Raw genomic sequence first — 20907 nt, forward strand, 5'->3', positions numbered from 1 at the left:
CAACGACGACGGACCAGGAGCACCATGTCCGAGACGACCTCACACCCGTCGACCGAAAGCCCCACCGTGCCCTCGCCGGCCACGGCCAAGCGCGCCGCGCTGGCCGGTGGAGTCGGCACCCTGATCGAGTACTACGACTTCAGCGTGTACGCGTTCCTCGCGGTGACGATCGGTCCGCTGTTCTTCCCCAGCGGCGAGCCCGCGGTCTCGGTGCTCGTCGCGCTGGCCGTCTTCGGGTCCGGCTACGTCATGCGGCCCATCGGCGGCTGGTTCTTCGGTCGCCTCGGCGACCGCCGCGGCCGCCGGAGCGCGCTCGTGGTGACGGTCGTCGCCATGGGTATCTGCTGCGGCCTGCTGGGACTGCTGCCGACATACGCCTCGATCGGCATCGCCGCCCCGATCCTGCTGGTGCTGCTCCGCCTTGCCCAGGGGTTCTCCGCGGGCGGTGAGATCGGTGGCGCAGCGACCTACGTGGCCGAGTCCGCGCCGACCAAGCGCCGTGGTTTCTACGGTTCCGTCACCGCGCTCGGCTCGACCCTCGGTTTCGCCACGTCCGCGGCCGTGGTCGGTCTGGTGAGCACGCTGACGACGGCCGAGCAGATGACGTCCTGGGGCTGGCGCATCCCGTTCCTCATCTCGCTTCCGCTCGCGCTGCTCTGCCTGTGGGTGCGGGTGCGGCTGGAGGACACCGACGAGTTCGCGGAGATGGCCAGCAAGCGGGAGATCGTGCGCAGCCCCCTGCGTCAGGTGATCAAGGAACGGCCGGGCAGTGTCGCGCGGGTCGTCGGCATCGCGATCGCCATGAACGGCAGTGGCTACATTGGACTGACCTACTTCAACGTCTACCTCATCGATCTCGGGTTCGACAAACAGGACGTCTACTGGACCTCCGCGATCGGCATCGCGCTCGCCTGTGCCACGTTCCCGCTGGCGGGTGCGCTCGCGGACCGGTTCGGGCGGCGTCCCGTGCTGCTCACCGCGTACATCGGGTACCTGGTGATCGCGTGGCCCGCATTCGCGATCCTCGGCGCGACGTCGAGCATCGTCGTGGTGGCGCTGGTCTACATCGTCTACATGTCGTTCAACGGACTCGCGCAGGTTCCGGCGTTCCCGCAGTTCACCGAGCTGTTCCCGCGGCGCATGCGGTACACCGGTGTCGCGCTCGGCTTCAACATCGGCACCATCATCGCCGGTGGCTCGGCCCCGTACATCGCCGCTCAGCTCGTGGAGAGCACCGGCGACCCGATGGCGCCCGCCTTCTGGGTCATGGGTGTCGCGCTCGTGGGCATCGTGACGGTGCTGACGTTCCGCGAGACCGGCAGGGAACGCCTGCCGGTGTGACCGAGCCGGCCACCGCAACACGACCCGAGGAGAGCAGCCTTGTCCCAACCCCTCTACACCGCGTCGGTGCACGTCACCAACGGCAGGGGCGGTGCGGCACGCAGCGACGACGGAAAACTCGACGTGGCACTCGCGCCACCCGCCGCACTCGGCGGAGACGGCGCAGGAACGAATCCGGAGCAGCTCTTCGCCGCCGGTTTCGCCGCCTGCTACCTCAGCGCGCTCGGCGCCGTGGCTCGCCGGGCCCGCACGAAGCTGCCCGAGGTGTCCGCCACGTCGCAGGTGCACCTGCATCGGGCCGACGACGGTGGCTTCGAGCTGGCGGTCGACATCGTCGTCACGGTGCCCTCGGATTCCGTCGGCCAGGTGCGGCCGCTGCTCGCCGAGGCGGAGAAGACGTGCCCCTACAGCCGCGCCACGCGGGGCAACATCAACGTGAGCATCGACGTGAAGGACTCCTGACGATGTCAGGCGTTCGGGAGGTCGACCTCCTCTGCGTCGGCGGCGGGCTGGGTGGGCTCGCCGCGGCGTTGCGGGCGCACGAGCTCGGCGCCGAGGTGCTCGTGGCCGAAAGGTCGTCGCTGGTCGGTGGTGTCGCCGCCTACAGCGGTGGGTTCGTCTGGGTCGGTGGCGATCCGCTCTCCTCCTCCGCCGCCGACCCCATCGAGGCTGTCGAGTCCTATTTGGACCACGTGCAGGGGGAGCGTCCGGTCGATCGCGCCGCACGCCGGGAGTACCTGCTGGACGCGGTCGAGGCGACGGCCTGGTTCGCCGACGCCGGCGTACCGCTGCGCGTGATCCCGGACGCTCCCGACCTCTACCACCCCGCGCCCGGCTCCACGAGCGAAGGGCGGCTGCTGGAATGCGTGCTGGACGGCGCTGAGCTGGGCGCCTGGCGGCCACGGCTGCGGCCAGGCCCCTACTACGACATCGGCGTCACCCGGGCCGAGCGGTACACCGAACCGGCCACACCGGACGGTGCCGCGCCTGCCGAGGACCGCCTGACCCACGGAGTGGGGCTCGCCGGTGGGTTCGTCAGGGAGACGCTGGTGCGACGCGGCGTCGAATGCCTGCTCGGGCACCGGGCGGTGGAACTGCTGCGCGAGGACGGGGCGGTGGTCGGCGCGGTGCTGGACGGGCCAGGCGGCCGCGTGGCGGTCAGGGCGCGTGGCGGCGTGCTGATCGCGGCGGGCGGCTACGGCTGGACCTCGCACGCGGCCGAGCTGGAGGACGTGCCCGAGCTCGTGGAATGCGCCCCTCCGGTCGTCGAGGGCGACTCGGCGACCCTCGCGGAACAGGCGGGAGCCGGCCTGGTCCGAGGGGCCGACCCGTTCTTCAGCGTCGGGTACGGCTTCCCCGGCGAGGTCCACCCCGGCACGGACGTTCCGCTCGTCCGGCCGTTGCTCGCCCACCTGGGCCTGCCGCACTCGATGATCGTCAACCGGGACGGGCGACGGTTCGGCGACGAGAGCTACTACGGGGCACTGATCGGTGCGCTGCGCCGGTTCGACGGTCGTCGCCGCCGCTGGGCGAACCTGCCGTGCTGGTTCCTCGTCGACGACGAGTACCGCAAGCGCTACCCGCTCGGGCCGTACGCGGCGGGACAGGAATGGCCGCACTCGATCCCGAGGGCTGACAGCCTCGCCGAACTGGCTGCGCTCACCGGCATCGACCCCGACGGGCTCGAGCGCACCGTCACCGCGTTCAACGAGGGGGCCGATCGCGGCGAGGACCCGGAGTTCGGCAGAGGCACGCTGCCGTTCGTCCTGCGGACCTACGGCGACGCAGCCCACGAGCCGAATGCGTGCCTCGGCGCCCTGCGCACGCCGCCGTTCTACGCGCTGGACCTGACCGTGGTCGGGTTCGGGATGGGCACGCTCGGTCTGTGGATCGACCGGCACGCCCGCGTGCTGCGACGGGACGGCACGCCGATCCCTGGCCTGTACGCCACCGGAAACGCCGCGGCCACGCGGGAACTGCGTGGCTACGTCACCGGGCTGGCGAACGCCCGGAACTACACGTACGCCTACCGCGCGGCGGGCCACGCCTGCGGCCGCGTGCGCGGCACCCACGAGTGAGGACCGTCGATGCCGATTTCCAGCCCGTATCCAGCCGTCACCGTTCCGGACGTCTCACTGACCACGTTGCTGTTCGGCGACGGTCCCGGCGAGCACGCCGGCGCGACCGCGCTCGTCGACGGCCGCACGGGCGCGGTGACGACCTTCGGCGAGCTGCACCAACGGGTTGAGCGCATTGCGGCGGGGTTGCGCGCGCGTGGACTGCGCACCGGTGACGTCGTCGGTCTGGTGGGCCCGAACTCGCCGGACTGGGTGTCGGCGTTCCACGCCGTACTCCGCGCGGGTGGCGTCGTCACGGCCGCGAACCCCACGTACACGACGCCTGAGCTCGCTCACCAGCTCCACGACTCGGGCGCCCGCTTCGCCATCGCGGCGGCGGCGCAGCTGGAGTCGGTCGCGGCGGCCGCGGAGAAGGCCGGGATCGGGCCGGACGCCGTGTTCACCCTGGAGCCGGTCGAAGGCCATTCCTGCCTCGCCGAGCTGGCGGCGGAGTCCGGGCCCGCGCCGGTACTGACCACCGGGCCGGACGACATCGCGGTGCTGCCGTACTCCTCGGGCACCACGGGCCAGGCCAAGGGGGTGGTGCTCACCCACCGCAACGTCGTCGCGAACGTCCTGCAGTTCGACCGGATGGTGCCGCTGACGCGGGGCAGCACCCAGCTGGCCGTTCTCCCGCTGTTCCACATCTACGGCATGACCGTGCTGATGAACCACAGCCTGTACACCCACGCGCCGCTGGTCACGATGTCGCGGTTCGACCTGGCCGAGCTGCTCCGCCTGGTGGCCGAGCACCGGGTGCGCAAGCTCTACGTGGCGCCGCCGGTCGTGCGTGCGCTCGCCAAGGACCCCGTGGTGGAACAGCACGACGTGAGCAGCCTGGAAATGGTGTTCTCCGGTGCGGCCCCGCTCGACCGTGGGCTGAGTGCCACGCTGGCGGAACGGCTGGGGTGCGCGGTCATGCAGGGCTACGGGATGACGGAGATGTCGCCCGTGTCGCACGCGGCGCCCGAGGACCGCCCCGACATCGACCCCGCGAGCTGCGGGCTTGCACTGCCCGGCATCGAGTTCCGGCTCGTCGACCCGGCGACCGGCGTCGACGCCGGGCCGGGAGAGCGGGGCGAGCTGTGGGTGCGGGGACCGAACGTCATGTCCGGGTACCTGAACAACCCGTCGGCCACGGCCTCCGCCCTTGACGAGGACGGCTACCTGCACACCGGGGACGTCGCGACGCTCGGTCCGCACGGTGAGATCAAGATCGTCGACCGGATCAAGGAGCTGATCAAGTACAAGGGCTACCAGGTCGCACCCGCCGAGCTCGAGGACGTGCTCCTGGGCCATCCGTGCGTGGACGACGCCGCCGTGGTCGGGGCCCGCGACGCCGACGGAGAGGAAGTGCCCAAGGCCTTCGTCGTGCGACGCCGGGGGAGCACCGTCACCAAGGACGCCGTCATGACCTACGTGGCCGGCCGGGTGGCGCCCCACAAACGCGTTCGTGCGGTGGAGTTCGTCGAAGCGATCCCCAAATCGGCATCGGGGAAGATCCTGCGCAACCAGCTCCGGGACTCCTGAGCGCGGACCCTCCTCGAAGCACCGGCGCGTCAGCTCGGGCAGTGGGAGAGGATCGCGTTGATCGCCTCCGCTTCCGCCTGGTCCGCCGTCAGGTCGTACTTGGCCTTCGTCTGGACCCAGCGGGTCACGTAGCCGCAGCGATCCTGGTCCGGGAGCCACGTCGCCGGGTCCTGGTCGCCCTTCTGGCGGTTGCTCCTGGCCGTCACGGCGACCAGCACCTCCGGGTCGTTCGCGTACGCCTCCCGCTCGGCTTCGGTCCAGTCACGTGAGCCCGAGCGGGCCACCTCCGCGAGCGGCACGATGTGGTCGATGTCCAGATCGCCGGCGTCGGTCACGATCTCGCCGTCGTAGACGCTCGTCCACTCGCCCGTCACCTCGCAGTTGTCGCCGACGCGGACGGAGCGGCCCTGGTCCTGCAGGATCTGGTCGCGTACGTCGCAGCCGTCGCCGAGGTAGTCCCAGTGCGGCCAGTCGTCGCGGTCGTAGCGGGCGCCCGTGTCCTCCGGCGCCACCCGCAGCTGCGGGAGCGCTCCCGATGGGGCGGGCGTCTCGGCAGGGGCTTCGGGCAGTTCGCACGCGGTGAGCGTGAACGCGGCGGCAAGGGCGACGACGAGGGCGGGGGTCTTCACCCCATGATCATCTCCGGTCGCCGTCCGTATCCACGGCAGCGACAGGGGAGGACAACGTCACACTCGATGTGGTCAGGCGATCGCGTCGAAGCGGGCGAAAAGGGCACAGTCCTCGCGCGGGTGGGCCTCGTGTTCGGGGCACAGTTCCGCCGCGTAGGCCGTCACCTCGCCTCGCGCGCGCCATTCGGCCGCCGCTCTCCTGGCTTCTTGGTGCTCGTACATGCCGACTTCCAGGCAACCGCTCTGCAGCGAGAAGACTCCGTACTCGATCGAGTCCTCCTCCGGGGGGACCGACCACGATTCGAGAGAGGGGGTCCCTACGAGCACGTCGCGTCCGCTCATACCTGAGACCTCCATCGGTCGGTCGCGCTTGACCGGTGGTGAAAACCGTTCGCATCACCATGGACGACTTCCCAGCTCAAGGGCAAGAGAGTCACTCAGGTGGCCGACGCCCGTCTTCGTGAACGAGACTTTCCGTAGAGCGGCCGGGGCATGCGCTCCTTGGCATCGAGGCCGCCCTCGGCGGCCCCTCTCGGCAGAGGTGGACATGCGGCACTGGTATCCCCACCTGTGCGTCGCCACGGCGCTGTCCCAGGCGGCGTTCAACGCGGCCAGGATGCTCGTCTCCTACCGCGCACTCGGGCTCGGCGCCGACGGGGTGGCCCTCGGCGTCATCGCGGCGCTGTTCTCACTGCTGCCGCTCGTGGTGGCCGTGCACGTCGGCAGGGCCGTGGACAACGGTCACCCCGCCGGGATGCTGCGGGCGGGTGTGCTGCTCACCGCCGTCTCGCTGCTCGTGATCGCGGTGAGCGGCGACCTCGTGATACTCGGCATCGGAAACGCGCTGCTGGGCTTCGGGCAGGTTCTCGTGGTCGTGGCGGCGCAGGGGTTCATCCCGCTGCTGTCGGAGCCGCACGAGCTGGACAAGCGGTTCGCGGGCTGGTCGCTGGCCGTCTCCATCGGACAGACGGTGGGTCTGCCGGTAGCCGGTCTGGTGTCGTCGGCGAGCAGCACCGGCGACGGCGTGGCGACCACGGGTGCGTTGCTCGCGCTCGCCGGCCTCGTCGCGTTGGCGGGGCCCTCGTCGTTCCTGCTGCCCGTGCCGAGGCGGGCCATGGGCAGGCCGCCCACCGAGGAGCCCGCGCAGTCGATGGTGACGATGCTCGGCATCCCCGGCATGTGCCCAGCCGTGTTCAGCAGCCTCGTGGTGCTGACGTCGATGGACGTGCTGTCGGCGTTCCTGCCGGTGCTGGGCGAGGAGTACGGCTTCAGCGTCCTGCTGGTGACCGTGCTGCTCATGCTGCGCACGGGCTCGTCGATCGTGTCCCGCGCGTTCCTGCCAGCCCTGCTGCGGGTGGTGTCGCGCCGCTGGCTGCTGCTGTCGGCGACGCTGTGCTCGGCGCTGCCGATGTCTCTGCTTCCCCTTGCGCACCAACCGGTCCTGATGGGCATCCTGCTCGTGATCGTCGGCTTCTTCTGGGGCATCGGGCAGCCGCTGACGATGACGTGGGTGGTGACGCTGGTGTCGCAACGCAGCCGGGCCTCGGCGCTGTCGTTGCGGCTCACGGGAAACCGGCTCGGCCAGGTGCTCGTGCCCCTCGGCGCCGGTGCCATCGCGGGCTCGGCAGGCATCGCCTCGGTCTTCGTGGTCACCGGCGCGCTGCTGTGGACCTCCAGCGGCCTCACCTGGAGAGCCGTGCGCCGAGAACGGGCCGACTGACGGTCCCCAAGGCCACCTTTGGTGCGTTCAACGCACCAAAGGTGGCCTTGGGGGGCAGTCGCCCAGGCGGGGGTTGCTCGTGTGGTGTAGACCTTAGGTGTGGGGAAATCCGGACTTTTCCGGCTCGTGGCCGGAACGCTCGCAGTGACCTTGTCGGCCGTGCTGGTCGCGCCGCCCGCGAACGCGGCGCCGCAGCAGGTGCACCTGCCCCAACCCGAGGGGCCTCACGCGCCGGGCACGAGCCTGCTGCACCTCGTCGACGAGGGCCGCATCGACGGCCTCGACCCCGAGGGCGGACCGAGGGAGCTGATGGCGCAGGTCTGGTACCCGGCACTGCCACTGCCCTGGTATGAGCGCGCCGACTACGCGTCCCCGAAGGAGGCCGCACGGCAGGAGGAGTTCTACGTGCTGCCCGACGGCGCGCTCGAAGGCGCCGTCACCAACAGCAGGCGGGACGCGCCCGCGCTGCCGGGGAACCACCCGGTGGTGATCTTCTACCACGGTCTGTGCGCGAGCCGGACCGACACGACCGCCGTCAACGAACGCCTCGCCAGCCTGGGTTTCGTCGTCGTCGCGCTCGGCAGCACCCACGAGTCCGACCTGGTGGAGTTCCCCGGCGGCCGGACGGTTTCCACCGCCGACCCCACGTTCTGTGCCGCGGCCAGTGACTTCAGCACGGAGAACCAGGCGATCCTCAACCGCCTGCAGGAGGCCAGGGTCGCCGACGTCCGGTTCGTACTCGACGGGCTTGAGGCGGGGACGCTGCCGCTGCCATCGGGCGTCGCCCGCTCGGCCGACGTCGACCGCGCCGGCATCTACGGGCACTCGTTCGGCGGTTCCACAGCGGCGCAGGCGATGCTGGAGGACCCGAGGCTGCGCGCGGGCGTCAACCTCGACGGCCTCGTCGTGGGCCCGGTTCGCACGGAGGGCCTCGACAAGCCGTTCCTGGTCCTGGGCAGCGACTACCACGACGACAAGGCTGATCCGACGTGGGCCGACTTCCTGCCGGCGCTCACCGGCTGGCACCAGTGGCTGCGGGTCCGCGACGCGGGCCACTACCGATTCGTAGACCAGGGCGGCAGCGCCGACCGCTGGAACATGCGCGAGGTGATGCCGCCGGAGGTCTGGACGGCGAACTTCGACGACATCGGGGACGAGCCATCGCAGCGGATCCTGCTCGACTACACGTCGGCCTTCTTCCTGCGCTTCCTCAAGGGCGAGGAGCAGCCGATCCTCGACGGTCCGTCCGCGCGCTACCCGGAGGTGGAGTTCAGGACCGCAGCCGGCGAAGGGCCTCCGCCAGGTCGGTGACATCGGCGTACTTGGCATCCAGATCGGTCAGGTTCGCGTCGTGCAGCTGCGTGGACCTGTCAGCGCACGCCTGGCGCACCACCTGCGGCCGGAAGCCGTGCGCGAGCGCGTCGGTGGCCGAGGCCCGCACGCACCCCGACGTCGACACGCCGGCGATCACCACGGTGTCGACGCCGGTCGCGTGCAGGGTCGCCGCGAGCGACGTGCCGAAGAAGCCCGACGCGTACTGTTTCACGATCACCGGTTCGCCGGGCTCCGGCTTCAACGGCGGCGCGATCTCGCCCCAGCCGCCCTCGGCGTCATCCGCGAACGCCGCCAAGGCGGGCACCTTGCGCACGAACAGCCCGCCGTCGGCGAGCCCGCGCGTGTACCGCACCACGGTCCACAGCACCGGTCTCCCCGTCGCCCTCGCCGCGGCCACCAGCTCGCCGGTCGCCGCGACGGCGGGCGCCGGGTCCGGCAGCAGGAACGGCCCGCCCGGTTCGGTGTAGGCACGCACCAGGTCGATCACCAGCACGGCGGGGCGCTCGCCCCAGCCGACCCTTCCGGAGAACGCCGTCCCGTGCGGCCCGGCGCTCATGACTCCGCCCAGTGCGGTCGTTTCGGCGCTGGCAGGCCGGTCTCGGCTTCGCAGCGCTCCAGCAGCTCCTCGATCGGCGGTCCCATGTCGAACACCGGCAGGTCGGCGGGCCGCGACGCCTTCAGCTCCGCCCGCAGCGCCTCGGTCGCCCCGGCGTCGACGGCGCCCTCGCCGTCGAGCACCACGCCGTAGCGCCGCGCGCCCTCCGCAGTCACCAGCCCGCGCGCCACCTCCAGCGCCACCAGCCCGGGGTCGCGTTGCAGCGGGTCGCCCCAGCCGCCCCCGCCCCACGTGACGAAGTGCAGCACATCGCCGGGCCGCACGGGCACGTCGTGGCACTTACTCGGCAACACCTCGCGCGTGCCGTCGGCCCGCTCCAGCCACTTCGTGCCGCGCGCGCCGGGCGCGCCGCCGTTGACGCCCCACGGGTAGGTCAGCCACCGGTCGTCGTGGATCGCGATCGTGCCCGGCTCGGAGAACACGTACGTCACATCCACGCCGTTGCCGCCCCGGTGCAGGCCCGCGCCGCCCGTGTCGGACACGGTTTCCCAGCGTTCGATGCGCAGCGGGTAGTACGACTCCAGGTACTCGCACGGGATGTTGACGAAGCTCGGCCATAGCGAGTGCCCGTCGGGCCCGTCGCCGAGCGGCCTGCCGGGAATGCCGCCGAAGCCGATGGAGTAGAGCTGGAACCACTCGCCCTCGCGGTCGCCCGAGGTGTAGTAGCCGGAGTACATGAAGTGCGGGCTGGAGGAGAACCCGGCCGCGTTCAGCAGCGCCGGGTTTGTCTGCCCGAGCAGCCCGCCGAAGAGGTCGAACACGCGCCCGATGCCGTGGTTGCGGCCGTTGAGTGAAGCCGGGTGCTTCGGCTTCCAGTACGAGCCGTCCGGGATCGTCACGTCTACGAGCGGGTAGAAGCCGTCGTTCCACAGGATCTGCGGGTCGGCCACGGTGATCATGTAGATCCCGAAGAACATCCGGGTCAGGTTCTCGTTGATGTAGTAGTTCACCGGCCCGGCCGCCTGCGGCGAGCTGCCCGTGAAGTCCAGGTGCACCTTCTCGCCGTGCCTGGTGAGCGAAAGCTTCAGCTCGTAGGGCCCGTTGCCGACGCCGTCGTCGCAGATGTAGTCGGTGAAGCTGATGGTCCTGCCGTCCTCGAAGACGGTCTCCAGCAGCACCTTCATCGCGTCGTAGTTGCGCTGGAGCAGCGCGTCGAGCGCCGAGAGGTAGGTCGCCGTGCCGAACCGCTCGCACATCTCCACCACGCGGCGGCCCGCCGTGCGGCACGCGGCGACGAGCCCGTTGAGGTCGGCGCGGTTCCAGTCCGGCATGCGCACCTGGTTGAGGATGATGCGCAGCGCGTCGGCGTTCAGCTCTCCCTTGCGGTACAGCTTGAACGGCGGCACGACCACGCCCTCCTCGTAGATCGTGCGCGCGTCGGTGGGCATCGAGCACGGCGTCTTGCCGCCGACGTCGGACATGTGCCCGAACATCGACGCCCAGCCGACGAGCCTGCCCTCGTGGAAGATCGGCATCACGAGCAGCCAGTCGTTGGCGTGGCTGATCGCGGCACCGCACGCGTAGGGGTCCGACGTCATCAGCACGTCGCCCTCTTCGATCGTGTCGTCGAAGTTCTCCAGGAAGTCTGGAATGGACAGTCCGAACTGGCCGACCACCATCTTCCCGCTCGGGTCGCCGATGAGCGGGAACTCGTCGTGCTGCTCCCGGATTCCCGGCGAAAGCGCGGTGCGGAACAGCACTTCGTCCATCTCGTAGCGGGCATTGCGCAGGCCGTTCTCGATGAGGTCGAGGGTCACCGGGTCCACGGTGCCCTTGGTGAGCTCGCCAGTCGCGGTCTCGATGATGCGGGCCATGCCTCACGCCTCCAACGGGTTGATGAGCAGGCTGCCGGACGGGTGCACCGTGGCCGCGTGGCCGGGCAGCACGAGGGTCGTCGAGTCCATCTCCGTCACGATCGCGGGGCCGGTCACCACATCGCCGGCCCGCAGCTTGGCCCTGTCGTACACGCGGGCGTCGTGCCGCGCGCCGGAGACGTGGATCGGGTGGGTGTCCACGAGCGCGTCGGCCGGGTCGCCCGTGCCCTCGGGCAGGGTGAGCGGCGCGACCTCCGGCCTCGGGCCTGTCACCGTGGCGCGGGCGTTGACCAGCTCGTGGTCCACCGAGAGCAGGAACGAGAACAGCCGGTCGTGCTCTGCGTCGAAGCGGCTCGCTAGCGCCTCCAGCGCGGTGCCGGGTCCGTCGAGCCACGCCCTGTCGACCTCGACGGGGATCTCGAAGCCCTGCCCGTGGTAGCGCACGTCGACCTCGAAGCCGACCTCCTGTGCGTCCTTCGCCAGGCCCTGCGCGGCGAGCCGCTCGCCCGCCTCGTCCGCCAGCTCCCGCAGGATCGCGCCCAGCTCGTCGCCGGTCAGGTCGGCGAAGCGGCGCAGGACGGTGCGGGCCGCGACGTCACGCAGGCTGGTGGTGGCGTCACCGAGTGCGCACAGCACGCCGGGCGACGGCGGCACGATCACGGGCCACGCGCCGGTGAGCCTGCCGAGCGCGTTGGCGTGCAGCGGTCCCGCGCCGCCGAAGGCGACGAGCGCGAAGTCTCGGGGGTCGAAGCCCTGTTGCACCGAGACCAGCCGCAGCCCGCCGAGCATGTTCTCGTTGACGATGTCGACGATGCCGGCCGCGGCGGTCTCGGCATCGGGCAGGCCCATCGCCTCGGCGATCTTCTCCACCGCGTCCCTCGCGGCGGCGACGTCGAGCGTGATCTCCCCGCCTGCCAGTGCGGGCGGCAGGTTGCCGAGCACCACGTTCGCGTCGGTGACGGTCGGCTCGGTACCACCCCGGCCGTATGCGGCGGGGCCGGGGTCGGCGCCCGCCGACTGCGGACCCACGCGCAGCGCCCTGGTGAGCTCGGGAACGTGCGCGATCGAGCCACCACCGGCGCCGACCGTTCGAACGTCCACGCTGGACGCCCGCACGGTCAGGTCGCCGACCTTGGTCTCCCTGCCGATGCGCGGCGAGAGGTCCTGCACGAGCGCGACGTCGGTGGAGGTGCCGCCCATGTCGAACGTGATCAGGTCGCGGTAGCCGCACTGCTCGGCCACCCACACCGCACCGGTCACCCCGCCCGCGGGGCCGGACAGCAGCATCGTCACCGGCGAGGCGACGGCGGCGTCGGCGGTCGAGAGCCCGCCGTCGCTGCGCAGGATCGCCAGCTCACCGGCGACGCCGCTCTTGCCGAGCTCGCCCGCCAGCGTCTCGATGTAGTGCTTGACCTGTGGCTGGACGTAGCCGTTGGCGACGGTGGTCACCGTGCGCTCATACTCGCGCAGCTCGGGCAGCACGTCGGAGGACAGCGACACCGGGACGCCGGGCAGCTCCTCGGCGGCGAGCTCGGCGATCCGGCGCTCGTGGGCGGCACCGGCGAAGGAGTTGATGAGCGAGACGGCCAGCGCTCGGATGCCCCGGCCTCGCAGCCTGCCGAGCTGGGCGCGGACGTCGGCCTCGTCGAGCTCGCGGATCACCGTGCCGTCGCTGGCGATCCGCTCGTCGACCTCCACGGTGTTCTCCAACGCCGCGAGCGGCTCCGGCTTCGGCCAGATGATCCACCCGGCGAGCCCGCCAGGCACGTACGACCGCGCGATCTGCAGCACCTGCCGAAAGCCCCTGGTGGTGACCAGACCGACCTTCGCGCCCTTGCCCTCCAGAATCGCGTTGGTCGCCACGGTGGTGCCGTGCAGCACCTGGGCCACCTCGTGCAGGCCGATCCCGGCATCGGCACACACCTTGCCGATGCCGCTGCGCACGCCGACCGACTGGTCGGCCGGCGTGGACGGGGTCTTCGCGCGCCAGGTGGCGCCGGTGGCCTCCTCGACCAGCAGCACATCGGTGAAGGTGCCGCCGACGTCGACTCCGAGCCGGTAACTCATGCGTTCTCCTGCTCCCTCGCCGCGCGGACCATCACGGCCCGCGCGTTGCGGATATGGGCGGTCATCACGGCACGGGCCCACTCGGGGTCGCCCGCCCGCACGGCGGCGACGATCTCGGCGTGGTGCGCGAGGCTGCGCCGCAGGGACGTCTCGTCGTAGGTGTGGAAGTTCCGGAGCACGATCGGGGCGTGCACCGCGCTGGCGAGCGCGCCCGCGAGCGCGGGGTGACCGGCGAGAGTGACGAGCCTGCCGTGGAACTCGCGGTTGAGCGGCACGAGCGCGTCGAGGTCCTGCCCCGCTCCCGGGCTGCCGACCTCGACCATCCGCCGCGCGAGCCGGTCGAGCTCCTCGACGTCGTCGGGGCCCGCCTTCGGCACGGCCAGCGCCGTGAGCTCCGGTTCGAGCGCGGTCCGCAGGTCGAACACGCCTTTGAGCTCCTCGACGCTCCACTTGCTGACGCGGGCGCCGCGGTTGGGCACCAGCTCGACGAGGCCCTCGGCGGCCAGGCGCGTGAGCGCCTCCCGCACCGGCGTCCGGCTGACCCCGAGCCGAGTGGCCAGCTCCACCTCGCCCAGCCGGGCGCCCGCCGGGAAGTCGCCGCGCAGGATCAGCTCGCGCAGCGCGTCGACGGCCTTCTCGCGGCCCGTCACGGAGGGGGAAGTCTGTGTCATGAATCACCTCAAACCCAGATTTGTGTGCAATCTAGGACGGCGGACATTCCACCGCAAAGGGTGACGCACAAGTTCGAGGCTTCTGTATGCAAGGAGGCTGCCGTGGGAGATCTGCTCGGTACCGCCCGACGGCCGCGCGCCCGGTTGCGGGAACTGCTCACGGCAGGGGAGCCGCTCGTCGCGCCCGGCTCGTACGACGCCCTCTCGGCCAGGCTCGTCGAGCAGGCCGGCTTCCACGTCGTCTACCTGACCGGCTTCGGCACCAGCGCCTCGCTCATCGGCAGGCCCGACGTCGGCCTGCTCTCCGGCTCCGAGATGGTCGACAACGCGAGCCGCATCGTCGCCGCCGTCGACCTGCCGGTGATCGCCGACGCCGACACCGGCTACGGCAACGCGATCAACGTCGTGCGCACCGTGCGGGCCTACGAGCAGGCCGGGGTGTCCGGCATTCACCTCGAGGACCAGGTCATGCCGAAGAAATGCGGGCACATGAGCGGCAAGGCGGTGATCTCGCGCGAGGAGATGACCGGCAAGCTCCGCGCCGCCGTCGCCGCCCGGCAGGACCCCGACTTCGTGCTCATCGCCCGCACCGACGCCGCCGCGGTGCACGGGCTGGACGACGCGATCGACCGCGCCAAGGCGTACGCCGACGCTGGCGCCGACGTGCTCTTCGTGGAGGCGCCAACGAGCGAGGAGAGCATCGAGCGCGTAGCGAAGGAGCTACGCGGTGTTGCGCCGCTCGTGTTCAACTGGGCCGAAGGTGGCCGCACCCCACCGATCTCCTTGCGCCGCATCGGGGAGCTCGGCTTCTCGCTCGTGCTTTTCCCCATCGGCACGCTGCTCGCCGCGACCGCGGGGATCCGCTCGCTGCTGGAGGTGCTGCGCGCGGAGGGCACCCCCCAGTCGGCACTCGACGGGCTGCCGTCGTTCGGTGAGTTCACCGATCTCATCGGGCTGCCCGAGATCCAGAAACTGGAGCAGCGCTTCGCGAGTGAATGAGTTACACCTGCTGATACCTGGAAATACCAACTGGTAGGAGCTACGTTCGCGATACGCCCACGAACTCAGAACCGGCGATCAGACAAAGGGGTTTGGACATGCCGGATAACCATGTTGTCGTGTATCAAGGGCCGGGACGAGTCTCCGTCGAGTCGATCGACTATCCGAAGCTCGAACTACCTACTGACGTCGTCGAAGGACTGGGCCTGCCGAAGAAGGCTCCGCACGCGGCGATTCTGAAGATCGTCACCACCAACATCTGCGGCAGCGACCAGCACATGGTCCGCGGCCGCACCACCGCGCCCGTCGGTCAGACCCTCGGGCACGAGATCACCGGGGAGGTGGTCGAAGCCGGTGACGACGTGCTGTTCGTCAAACCCGGTGACATCTGTTCGGTGCCCTTCAACATCGCGTGCGGCCGCTGCCGCATGTGCTTCGAGGGCAAGACCGGAATCTGCCTGAACGTCAACCCCGCACGGCCCGGCGCGGCGTACGGCTACGTCGACATGGGCGGCTGGATCGGCGGCCAGGCCGAGTACGTGATGGTGCCGTACGCCGACTTCAACCTGCTGCCGTTCCCCGACCGCGACCAGGCGCTGGAGAAGATCCTCGACCTGACGATGCTGTCGGACATCTTCCCGACCGGCTACCACGGCGCCTTCACGGCGGGCGTGACCACGGGATCCACGGTGTACGTCGCCGGAGCGGGACCGGTCGGTCTCGCGGCGGCACACGCCGCGCAGCTGCTCGGCGCGTCGGTGGTGATCGTCGGCGACATGATCCCGGAGCGGCTCCAGCAGGCCCGCAGTTTCGGTTGCGAGACAGTGGATCTCCGCGAGTCGGCCGAGCTCGCCGACATGATCAAGGAAATCACCGGCGAGCCGGAGGTCGACGCGGCGGTGGACGCGGTCGGCTTCGAGGCACGCGCCCACGGCCGGGACGCGGGTGAGCAGCCCGCAACGGTGCTCAACGACATCATGACCATCGCCAGGGCGGGCGCCTCGCTCGGCATTCCCGGCCTGTACGTCACGGGCGACCCCGGCGGGGTCGACGAGAACGCGCAGATCGGCCAGCTCGGCGTGCGAATCGGCCTCGGCTGGGCGAAATCGCACTCGTTCACCACCGGCCAGTGCCCCGTCAAGAAGTACAACCGCCTGCTGATGAACATGATCCTCAACGGCAGGGCGGAGATCGCCAAGGCAGTCAACGCCACGGTCATCCCGCTCACCGACGCTCCGCAGGGCTACGAGGACTTCGACCACGGCGCGGCCAAGAAGTTCGTGCTCGACCCGCATGGGATGGTTCCCGCCTAGGTGTAGTACCAGGGAATCAGCGGTCGTGCCCCGGCTCGCGCAGCCGGGGCACGATCGTGCTCGCGTCCGGCGGCGCCACCTGCTCACGAAGGCTCGCGGCGAGCGTGCGCGCCCACGCGCCAAGGCCCTCGACGTCGATACCGTGTGGCCGCCGCGCCGCGAACGGCTCGATGTTGCCCGCGCCCCGGTCGAGCAGCGAGGCCGCGCCCGTCAGGTTGCCGCGGGCCGCATGGGTCACGCCGACGGCGAGCTGCGCGAGCCCCCGCCACAGCTCCCGCTCTTCCTCTGGCCCCGACTTCCACGCGTCCTCGAACACCTCGTGGGCGTGGAAGGGTTTGCCCTCGTCGAGCAGCCGCTGCGCCTCCGCCAGCGACTCCTCCGGTGCGCGGACGACGCCCTCCGGCTGCCGCTCGACGCCCTCCGCGCCGTAGGGCAGCGGCCTGCCGAGGCCATCCCTCGGGCGGGCGTTGCGGGCGCGGCCTTCCTCGTCCCGGTCTCGGTCACTCACGCTCGTCAGTGTCGCACCGCGGTCACTGGTCGTTGCGCTCGGTGGCTTCGGAGGCCGTCTTCTCCGGCGGCTTCGGTGAGGAGTCGTGTGGCTTGACCTTGCCGGTGAGCGTGATGTGACCTTCGGAATGGATGCGCTCGACCATGTGCGGGTAGTGCAGCTCGAACGCGGGCCGCTCCGAACGGATCTTGGGCAGCTCGGTGAAGTTGTGCCGCGGGGGCGGCGAGCTCGTTGCCCATTCGAGCGAGTTGCCGAAGCCCCACGGGTCGTCCACGTTCACCGGCTCGCCGAAGCGGTAGCTGCGCACCACGTTCCACAGGAACGGCAACATCGAAAGACCCAGCACGAACGCGCCGATCGTCGACACCACGTGCATCTCGGTGAAGCCGTCCGAGGGCAGGTAGTCGGCGTAGCGGCGGGGCATGCCCGCGTCACCGAGCCAGTGCTGCACGAGGAACGTCAGGTGGAAGCCCACGAACGTGAGCCAGAAGTGCAGCTTGCCCAGCGGTTCGTTGAGCATGCGCCCGGTGAACTTCGGGAACCAGAAGTAGATGCCGGCGAACGTCGCGAACACGATGGTGCCGAACAGCACGTAGTGGAAGTGCGCCACCACGAAGTAGCTGTCGTGGATGTGGAAGTCCAGCGGCGGGGCGGCGAGGATGATGCCGGTGAGCCCGCCGAGCAGGAACGTCACGAGGAACCCGATCGACCACAGCATCGGCGTCTCGAAGCTCAGCTGCCCCTTCCACATCGTCCCGATCCAGTTGAAGAACTTGATGCCGGTTGGCACGGCGATCAGGAACGTCAGGAACGAGAAGAACGGCAGCAGCACCGCGCCGGTGGCGAACATGTGGTGCGCCCACACGGCGAACGACAGCGCCGTGATGCCCATCGTCGCGAACACCATCAGCCGGTAGCCGAACAGCGGTTTGCGGCTGAACACCGGGATGATCTCGGTGATGATCCCGAAGAACGGCAACGCGACGATGTAGACCTCGGGATGGCCGAAGAACCAGAACAGGTGCTGCCAGAGGATCGCGCCGCCGTTGGCGGGGTCGAACACGTGCGCGCCGAGATGCCGGTCGGCCGCGAGTGCGAACAGCGCCGCCGTGAGGATCGGGAACGCGGCGAGGATCAGCACGCTGGTGAAAAGGATGTTCCAGGTGAAGATCGGCATCCGCCACATGGTCATGCCCGGCCCGCGCAGGCACACGACCGTGGTGATCATGTTGACGGCGCCGAGGATCGTGCCGAGACCGGACACGATCAGGCCCATGATCCAGAGGTCACCTCCGGGGCCCACGGAGTACTCGGCGCGCGACAGCGGCGTATACGCGGTCCAGCCGAAGTCCGCGCCGCCACCGGGGGTGAGCAGCGAGCTGAGCACGATCGTGCCGCCGAACAGGAACAGCCAGTACGAGAAGGCGTTCAACCGGGGAAAGGCGACGTCGGGGGAGCCGATCTGCAACGGCAGCACGAGGTTGGCGAAGGCGAACAAGATCGGGGTCGCGTAGAGCAGCAGCATGATCGTGCCGTGCATCGTGAACAGCTGGTTGTACTGCTCCTGCGACAGGAACTGCAGTCCGGGCCAGGCGAGCTCACCCCGGATCAGCAGGGCCATGAGGCCGCCGATCATGAAGAAGACCATCGAGGTGACGAGATAGAGCATCCCGATCTTCTTGTGATCGGTGGTGCGGATCCAGGCCAGTACCTGCTGACCTCGCTTCCCCGTGCGGGTAGCGGGCTGGCGGATTCGCGTCGGCCGCAGGCCGATCTGAGTGTCCAAGGCTGCACCTCCACCACCAGTGGTGCATCCTCGAGCCCTCGTGCTGGCCGGCTCGAGGCGGTCTTGCTAAACGGTAGCCCCCGGCAGCGCCGGGCGCATCAGTTCGAACCGCCTCGATGCCCGGCCTGTTACTGCTGGTAGGACTCGACCTCGCTGATCGGCCGCGGCTGGGCCTCGTCGGGGTCGTCGCCGAACTCGGCGCGGGCACGCCGCTGCCGCAGCAGGTCCCAGCACTGGTCGAGCTGCTGCTCCAGCTCCCGAAGGCGCCGCTTGCCCGCGTCGTCGAGCCCGTTGCCGGTGGCGTGGGAGCGCAGCTCCCGCTCCTCGGCGATCAGCGCGTCGATCCTGGCGATCGTGTCCTCGTCAGCCATGCAGGCCACGGTACGCCGCAGCCCACGCACCCCGCTTGCAGTGAAGGCCACCATGCCTGCGTTCAACGCAGTGAAGGTGGCCTTCACTGCAGCTGGGGTTCACTCGGATGGGTCTGTGGGGAAGAGGTGGTGCCAGGCTCTCGAACGGACCCAGCGGCTGCCGTTGGCCACGGCCTCGTCCGCCTCGGCCTCCAGCCACTCGCCGAGCAGTGCCCCGTCTCGGGCGTCGAGCACACGCGCCTGCAGCAGGTTGCCGTCCTCGTCCAGCAGCTCGGCCGAGAGCAGACCCGCGTCGGGATCCGCCCGGAACTTGACCGTTCGCCGGAGCACCGCACCACGCTAACGGGTCACCAGCCACCGGGTCGGGGGGCCAGCATCCGCGAGATGCCGCGTGCGGCGGCCTGCACCAGCGGGGCCAGCGCGATGGGTTCCGCCGTGTCGGCGCGCACGACCAGCGATACCGCCGCCACCACGGCCGCGTCGGCGCCGCGGATCGGCGCGGCCACCGACAGCGCGTCGAGGGTCACCTGGCCGTCGCTCACGGCGTAGCCGTTGCGGCGGACCGCGGCCAGCAGCTCGCGCAGCCGATCGGGGTCGGTGATCGTCTTCGGTGTGTAGGCGTGCAGCGGGGCCGCAAGCGCTTGCTCCTGCACCTCCACGGGCGCGTGCGCCAGAAGTACCAGGCCCACACCGGTCGCGTGCAGGGCGAACCGCCCGCCGACGCGGGTCAGCACCGGCACGGCGTGCCTGCCCGCGATCCGCTCCACGAACACCAGCTCGAGCCCCTCGCGCACCGCCAGCTGGACGTTCTCGTGCGTGACCTCGTACAGGTCCTCAAGGAACGGCATCGCCACGTCCCGCAGGCCGAGCCCGCGCGGAGCCAGCGCCGCGACCTCCCACAGCCGCAGCCCGATCCGGTACCGCCCGTCGGCGCCGCGTTCCAGCGCTCCCCACGCCACCAGCTCGGCCGCCCGCCGGTGCGCGGTCGGCAGCGAGACACCCGCGCGCCGCGCCAGCTCGCTGAGGGAGAGGTCCGGCGTCGCCGGGGTGAACGCCTCCAGCATGGCGAGCACCTTGGCGGTCACCGACCGGGCACCCTCGCCCACCTCAACTCCTTCGCCGAGCCAGCCGGTAAAGGCTACAGCTCCAGCACCAGCCGCGGCCCGCGCGAACGGGACACGCAGATCAACATCGTCTCGCCCGCCGCGCGCTCCTCGTCGGTCAGCAGCGAGTCGCGGTGGTCGGGAACGCCCTCGCGGACATCGGTCTCGCAGGTGCCGCACGTGCCCTCCTGACACGACGACAACACCGGCACCCCGGCGTCCTCCAGCGTCTCCAAGATCGACTTATCCGCGGGCACGGTGAGGGTCCTGCCGGACACGGCCAGCTCCACCTCGAACGACTCGCGCGGCCCCGCGTCGGCGTCGTCCCTCGGCGCGAACCGCTCGACGTGCAGCACGCCCGGTCCCCACGCCGCGCACCGCTGCTCAACGGCCGCGAGCAACGGCTCAGGCCCGCAGCAGTACACCGCCGTCTCCGGTTCCGGCGTCCCCAGCAGCTCGTCGAGCGGCAACAGCCCCGTCTCGTCCTCGGGCAGCACGCGCACGCGGTGTCCGTACTTCGCGGTGAGCGCGTCGGCGAACGCCATCGACGCCCTGCTGCGCCCTCCGTAGACGAGCCGCCAGTCGGCGCCCCGTGCGTCGGCCTCGGCCACCATCGGCGCGATCGGGGTGATGCCGATGCCGCCCGCGAGGAAGAGGTACCGCGGCGAGTCGGTGAGGGCGAAGTTGTTGCGCGGCCCGCGAACCCGCGTCGTCGCGCCCTCGGCGAGCCGCTCGTGCACGAACGCCGACCCGCCCCTGCTCTCTGGCTCACGCAGCACCGCGACGGTCAGCGCCGAGCTGTCGCCGGGGTCGCCGCACAGCGAGTACTGCCGTTCGAGCCCGTCGGCGAGCAGCAGGTCCACGTGCGCACCGGGCTCCCACGACGGCAACGGCTCGCCGTCGGGATGGCGCAGGGTCAGGCACACCACGCCCTCGGCGACGGTCTCCTTACGGGCGACCACCAGTTCGAGTTCGTCCATGGAAAGG

Annotated in this window: 20 protein-coding genes; 8 read left to right on the top strand and 12 right to left on the bottom strand. The window is 70.5% G+C overall.

The features are described 5' to 3' along the window. Positions 1–24: 24 nt before the first annotated feature. From FCN18_RS22525 to FCN18_RS22540, 4 genes are read left to right on the top strand one after another with little or no spacing between them, the layout of a single operon-like run. Positions 25–1341, top strand: coding sequence for an MFS transporter (locus FCN18_RS22525; RefSeq protein WP_112276746.1), 1317 nt, complete (start codon positions 25–27; stop codon positions 1339–1341). A gap of 39 nt (positions 1342–1380) precedes the next feature. After that, entirely contained in the window at positions 1381–1803 is a 423-nt protein-coding gene (locus FCN18_RS22530) for an organic hydroperoxide resistance protein (RefSeq protein WP_113642051.1), read from the top strand. Between the two features lie 2 nt (positions 1804–1805). Next, positions 1806–3419 (top strand): FAD-binding protein, encoded by a 1614-nt coding sequence (locus FCN18_RS22535; RefSeq protein WP_137096053.1) that lies wholly within the window; start codon positions 1806–1808, stop codon positions 3417–3419. A 9-nt stretch (positions 3420–3428) separates the two neighbouring features. Next, the gene (locus FCN18_RS22540; protein ID WP_137096054.1) at positions 3429–4988 is read left to right on the top strand and encodes an AMP-binding protein; all 1560 of its coding nucleotides are present in this window, start codon (positions 3429–3431) and stop codon (positions 4986–4988) included. A 29-nt stretch (positions 4989–5017) separates the two neighbouring features. Here the strand turns inward: FCN18_RS22540 and FCN18_RS22545 are convergent, their stop codons facing one another. Together FCN18_RS22545 and FCN18_RS22550 are read right to left on the bottom strand one after the other, a co-directional pair. After that, complete coding sequence (locus FCN18_RS22545; protein ID WP_112276754.1) at positions 5018–5617, bottom strand: HNH endonuclease family protein; 600 nt, start codon at positions 5615–5617, stop codon at positions 5018–5020. Between the two features lie 72 nt (positions 5618–5689). Continuing rightward, positions 5690–5959 carry a hypothetical protein gene (locus FCN18_RS22550; protein ID WP_112276756.1) on the bottom strand — a complete coding sequence of 90 codons (270 nt, stop codon included), beginning with the start codon at positions 5957–5959 and terminating at the stop codon, positions 5690–5692. A 205-nt stretch (positions 5960–6164) separates the two neighbouring features. Here FCN18_RS22550 and FCN18_RS22555 point away from each other — a divergent pair, with 205 nt between their 5' ends. Both FCN18_RS22555 and FCN18_RS22560 read left to right on the top strand, forming a co-directional pair. Further along, positions 6165–7337, top strand: a complete 1173-nt coding sequence (locus FCN18_RS22555; protein ID WP_112277093.1) for an MFS transporter — start codon at positions 6165–6167, stop codon at positions 7335–7337. Between the two features lie 99 nt (positions 7338–7436). Next, complete coding sequence (locus FCN18_RS22560) at positions 7437–8648, top strand: alpha/beta hydrolase family protein (protein WP_146770626.1); 1212 nt, start codon at positions 7437–7439, stop codon at positions 8646–8648. Here the strand turns inward: FCN18_RS22560 and FCN18_RS22565 are convergent. Genes FCN18_RS22565 through FCN18_RS22580 form a run of 4 tightly spaced genes read right to left on the bottom strand, consistent with a single transcriptional unit; the run spans position 8608 to position 13840 of the window. Continuing rightward, positions 8608–9228 carry an isochorismatase family protein gene (locus FCN18_RS22565; RefSeq protein ID WP_112276760.1) on the bottom strand — a complete coding sequence of 207 codons (621 nt, stop codon included), beginning with the start codon at positions 9226–9228 and terminating at the stop codon, positions 8608–8610. The two genes, FCN18_RS22560 and FCN18_RS22565, sit on opposite strands and share 41 nt — an antisense overlap. After that, on the bottom strand, positions 9225–11102 hold the full coding sequence (locus FCN18_RS22570; protein WP_112276762.1) for a hydantoinase B/oxoprolinase family protein: 1878 nt from the start codon (positions 11100–11102) through the stop codon (positions 9225–9227). Before FCN18_RS22570 ends, FCN18_RS22565 begins: the two co-directional genes overlap by 4 nt. A gap of 3 nt (positions 11103–11105) precedes the next feature. Beyond that, positions 11106–13169, bottom strand: a complete 2064-nt coding sequence (locus FCN18_RS22575; RefSeq protein WP_112276764.1) for a hydantoinase/oxoprolinase family protein — start codon at positions 13167–13169, stop codon at positions 11106–11108. Next, complete coding sequence (locus FCN18_RS22580) at positions 13166–13840, bottom strand: GntR family transcriptional regulator (RefSeq protein WP_137096056.1); 675 nt, start codon at positions 13838–13840, stop codon at positions 13166–13168. Before FCN18_RS22580 ends, FCN18_RS22575 begins: the two co-directional genes overlap by 4 nt. A 102-nt stretch (positions 13841–13942) precedes the next feature. Here FCN18_RS22580 and FCN18_RS22585 point away from each other — a divergent pair, with 102 nt between their 5' ends. Both FCN18_RS22585 and fdhA read left to right on the top strand, forming a co-directional pair. Then, positions 13943–14839: an isocitrate lyase/PEP mutase family protein gene (locus tag FCN18_RS22585; protein ID WP_137096057.1), complete on the top strand. Its 897-nt coding sequence runs from the start codon at positions 13943–13945 to the stop codon at positions 14837–14839. 98 nt (positions 14840–14937) lie between these two features. Next, positions 14938–16152, top strand: a complete 1215-nt coding sequence (gene fdhA / locus FCN18_RS22590) for a formaldehyde dehydrogenase, glutathione-independent (protein WP_113642039.1) — start codon at positions 14938–14940, stop codon at positions 16150–16152. A 16-nt stretch (positions 16153–16168) separates the two neighbouring features. Here fdhA and FCN18_RS22595 read toward each other — a convergent pair whose 3' ends face one another. From FCN18_RS22595 to FCN18_RS22620, 6 genes are all read right to left on the bottom strand, one after another. Next, positions 16169–16660 (bottom strand): DUF309 domain-containing protein, encoded by a 492-nt coding sequence (locus tag FCN18_RS22595; RefSeq protein WP_113642040.1) that lies wholly within the window; start codon positions 16658–16660, stop codon positions 16169–16171. Between the two features lie 22 nt (positions 16661–16682). Beyond that, entirely contained in the window at positions 16683–18446 is a 1764-nt protein-coding gene (gene ctaD, locus FCN18_RS22600; RefSeq protein ID WP_137096058.1) for an aa3-type cytochrome oxidase subunit I, read from the bottom strand. Between the two features lie 128 nt (positions 18447–18574). Beyond that, positions 18575–18817, bottom strand: a complete 243-nt coding sequence (locus tag FCN18_RS22605; protein WP_112276776.1) for a DUF2630 family protein — start codon at positions 18815–18817, stop codon at positions 18575–18577. Positions 18818–18916: 99 nt separating this feature from the next. Continuing rightward, entirely contained in the window at positions 18917–19147 is a 231-nt protein-coding gene (locus FCN18_RS22610; RefSeq protein ID WP_137096059.1) for a hypothetical protein, read from the bottom strand. 17 nt (positions 19148–19164) lie between these two features. Further along, positions 19165–19923: an IclR family transcriptional regulator gene (locus FCN18_RS22615; RefSeq protein WP_255565662.1), complete on the bottom strand. Its 759-nt coding sequence runs from the start codon at positions 19921–19923 to the stop codon at positions 19165–19167. Between the two features lie 32 nt (positions 19924–19955). Beyond that, complete coding sequence (locus FCN18_RS22620; protein ID WP_113641379.1) at positions 19956–20900, bottom strand: PDR/VanB family oxidoreductase; 945 nt, start codon at positions 20898–20900, stop codon at positions 19956–19958. Positions 20901–20907 lie beyond the last annotated feature (7 nt).

It is taken from the genome of Prauserella endophytica, from assembly GCF_005146945.1.
Lineage (GTDB): Bacteria > Actinomycetota > Actinomycetes > Mycobacteriales > Pseudonocardiaceae > Prauserella_A > Prauserella_A endophytica.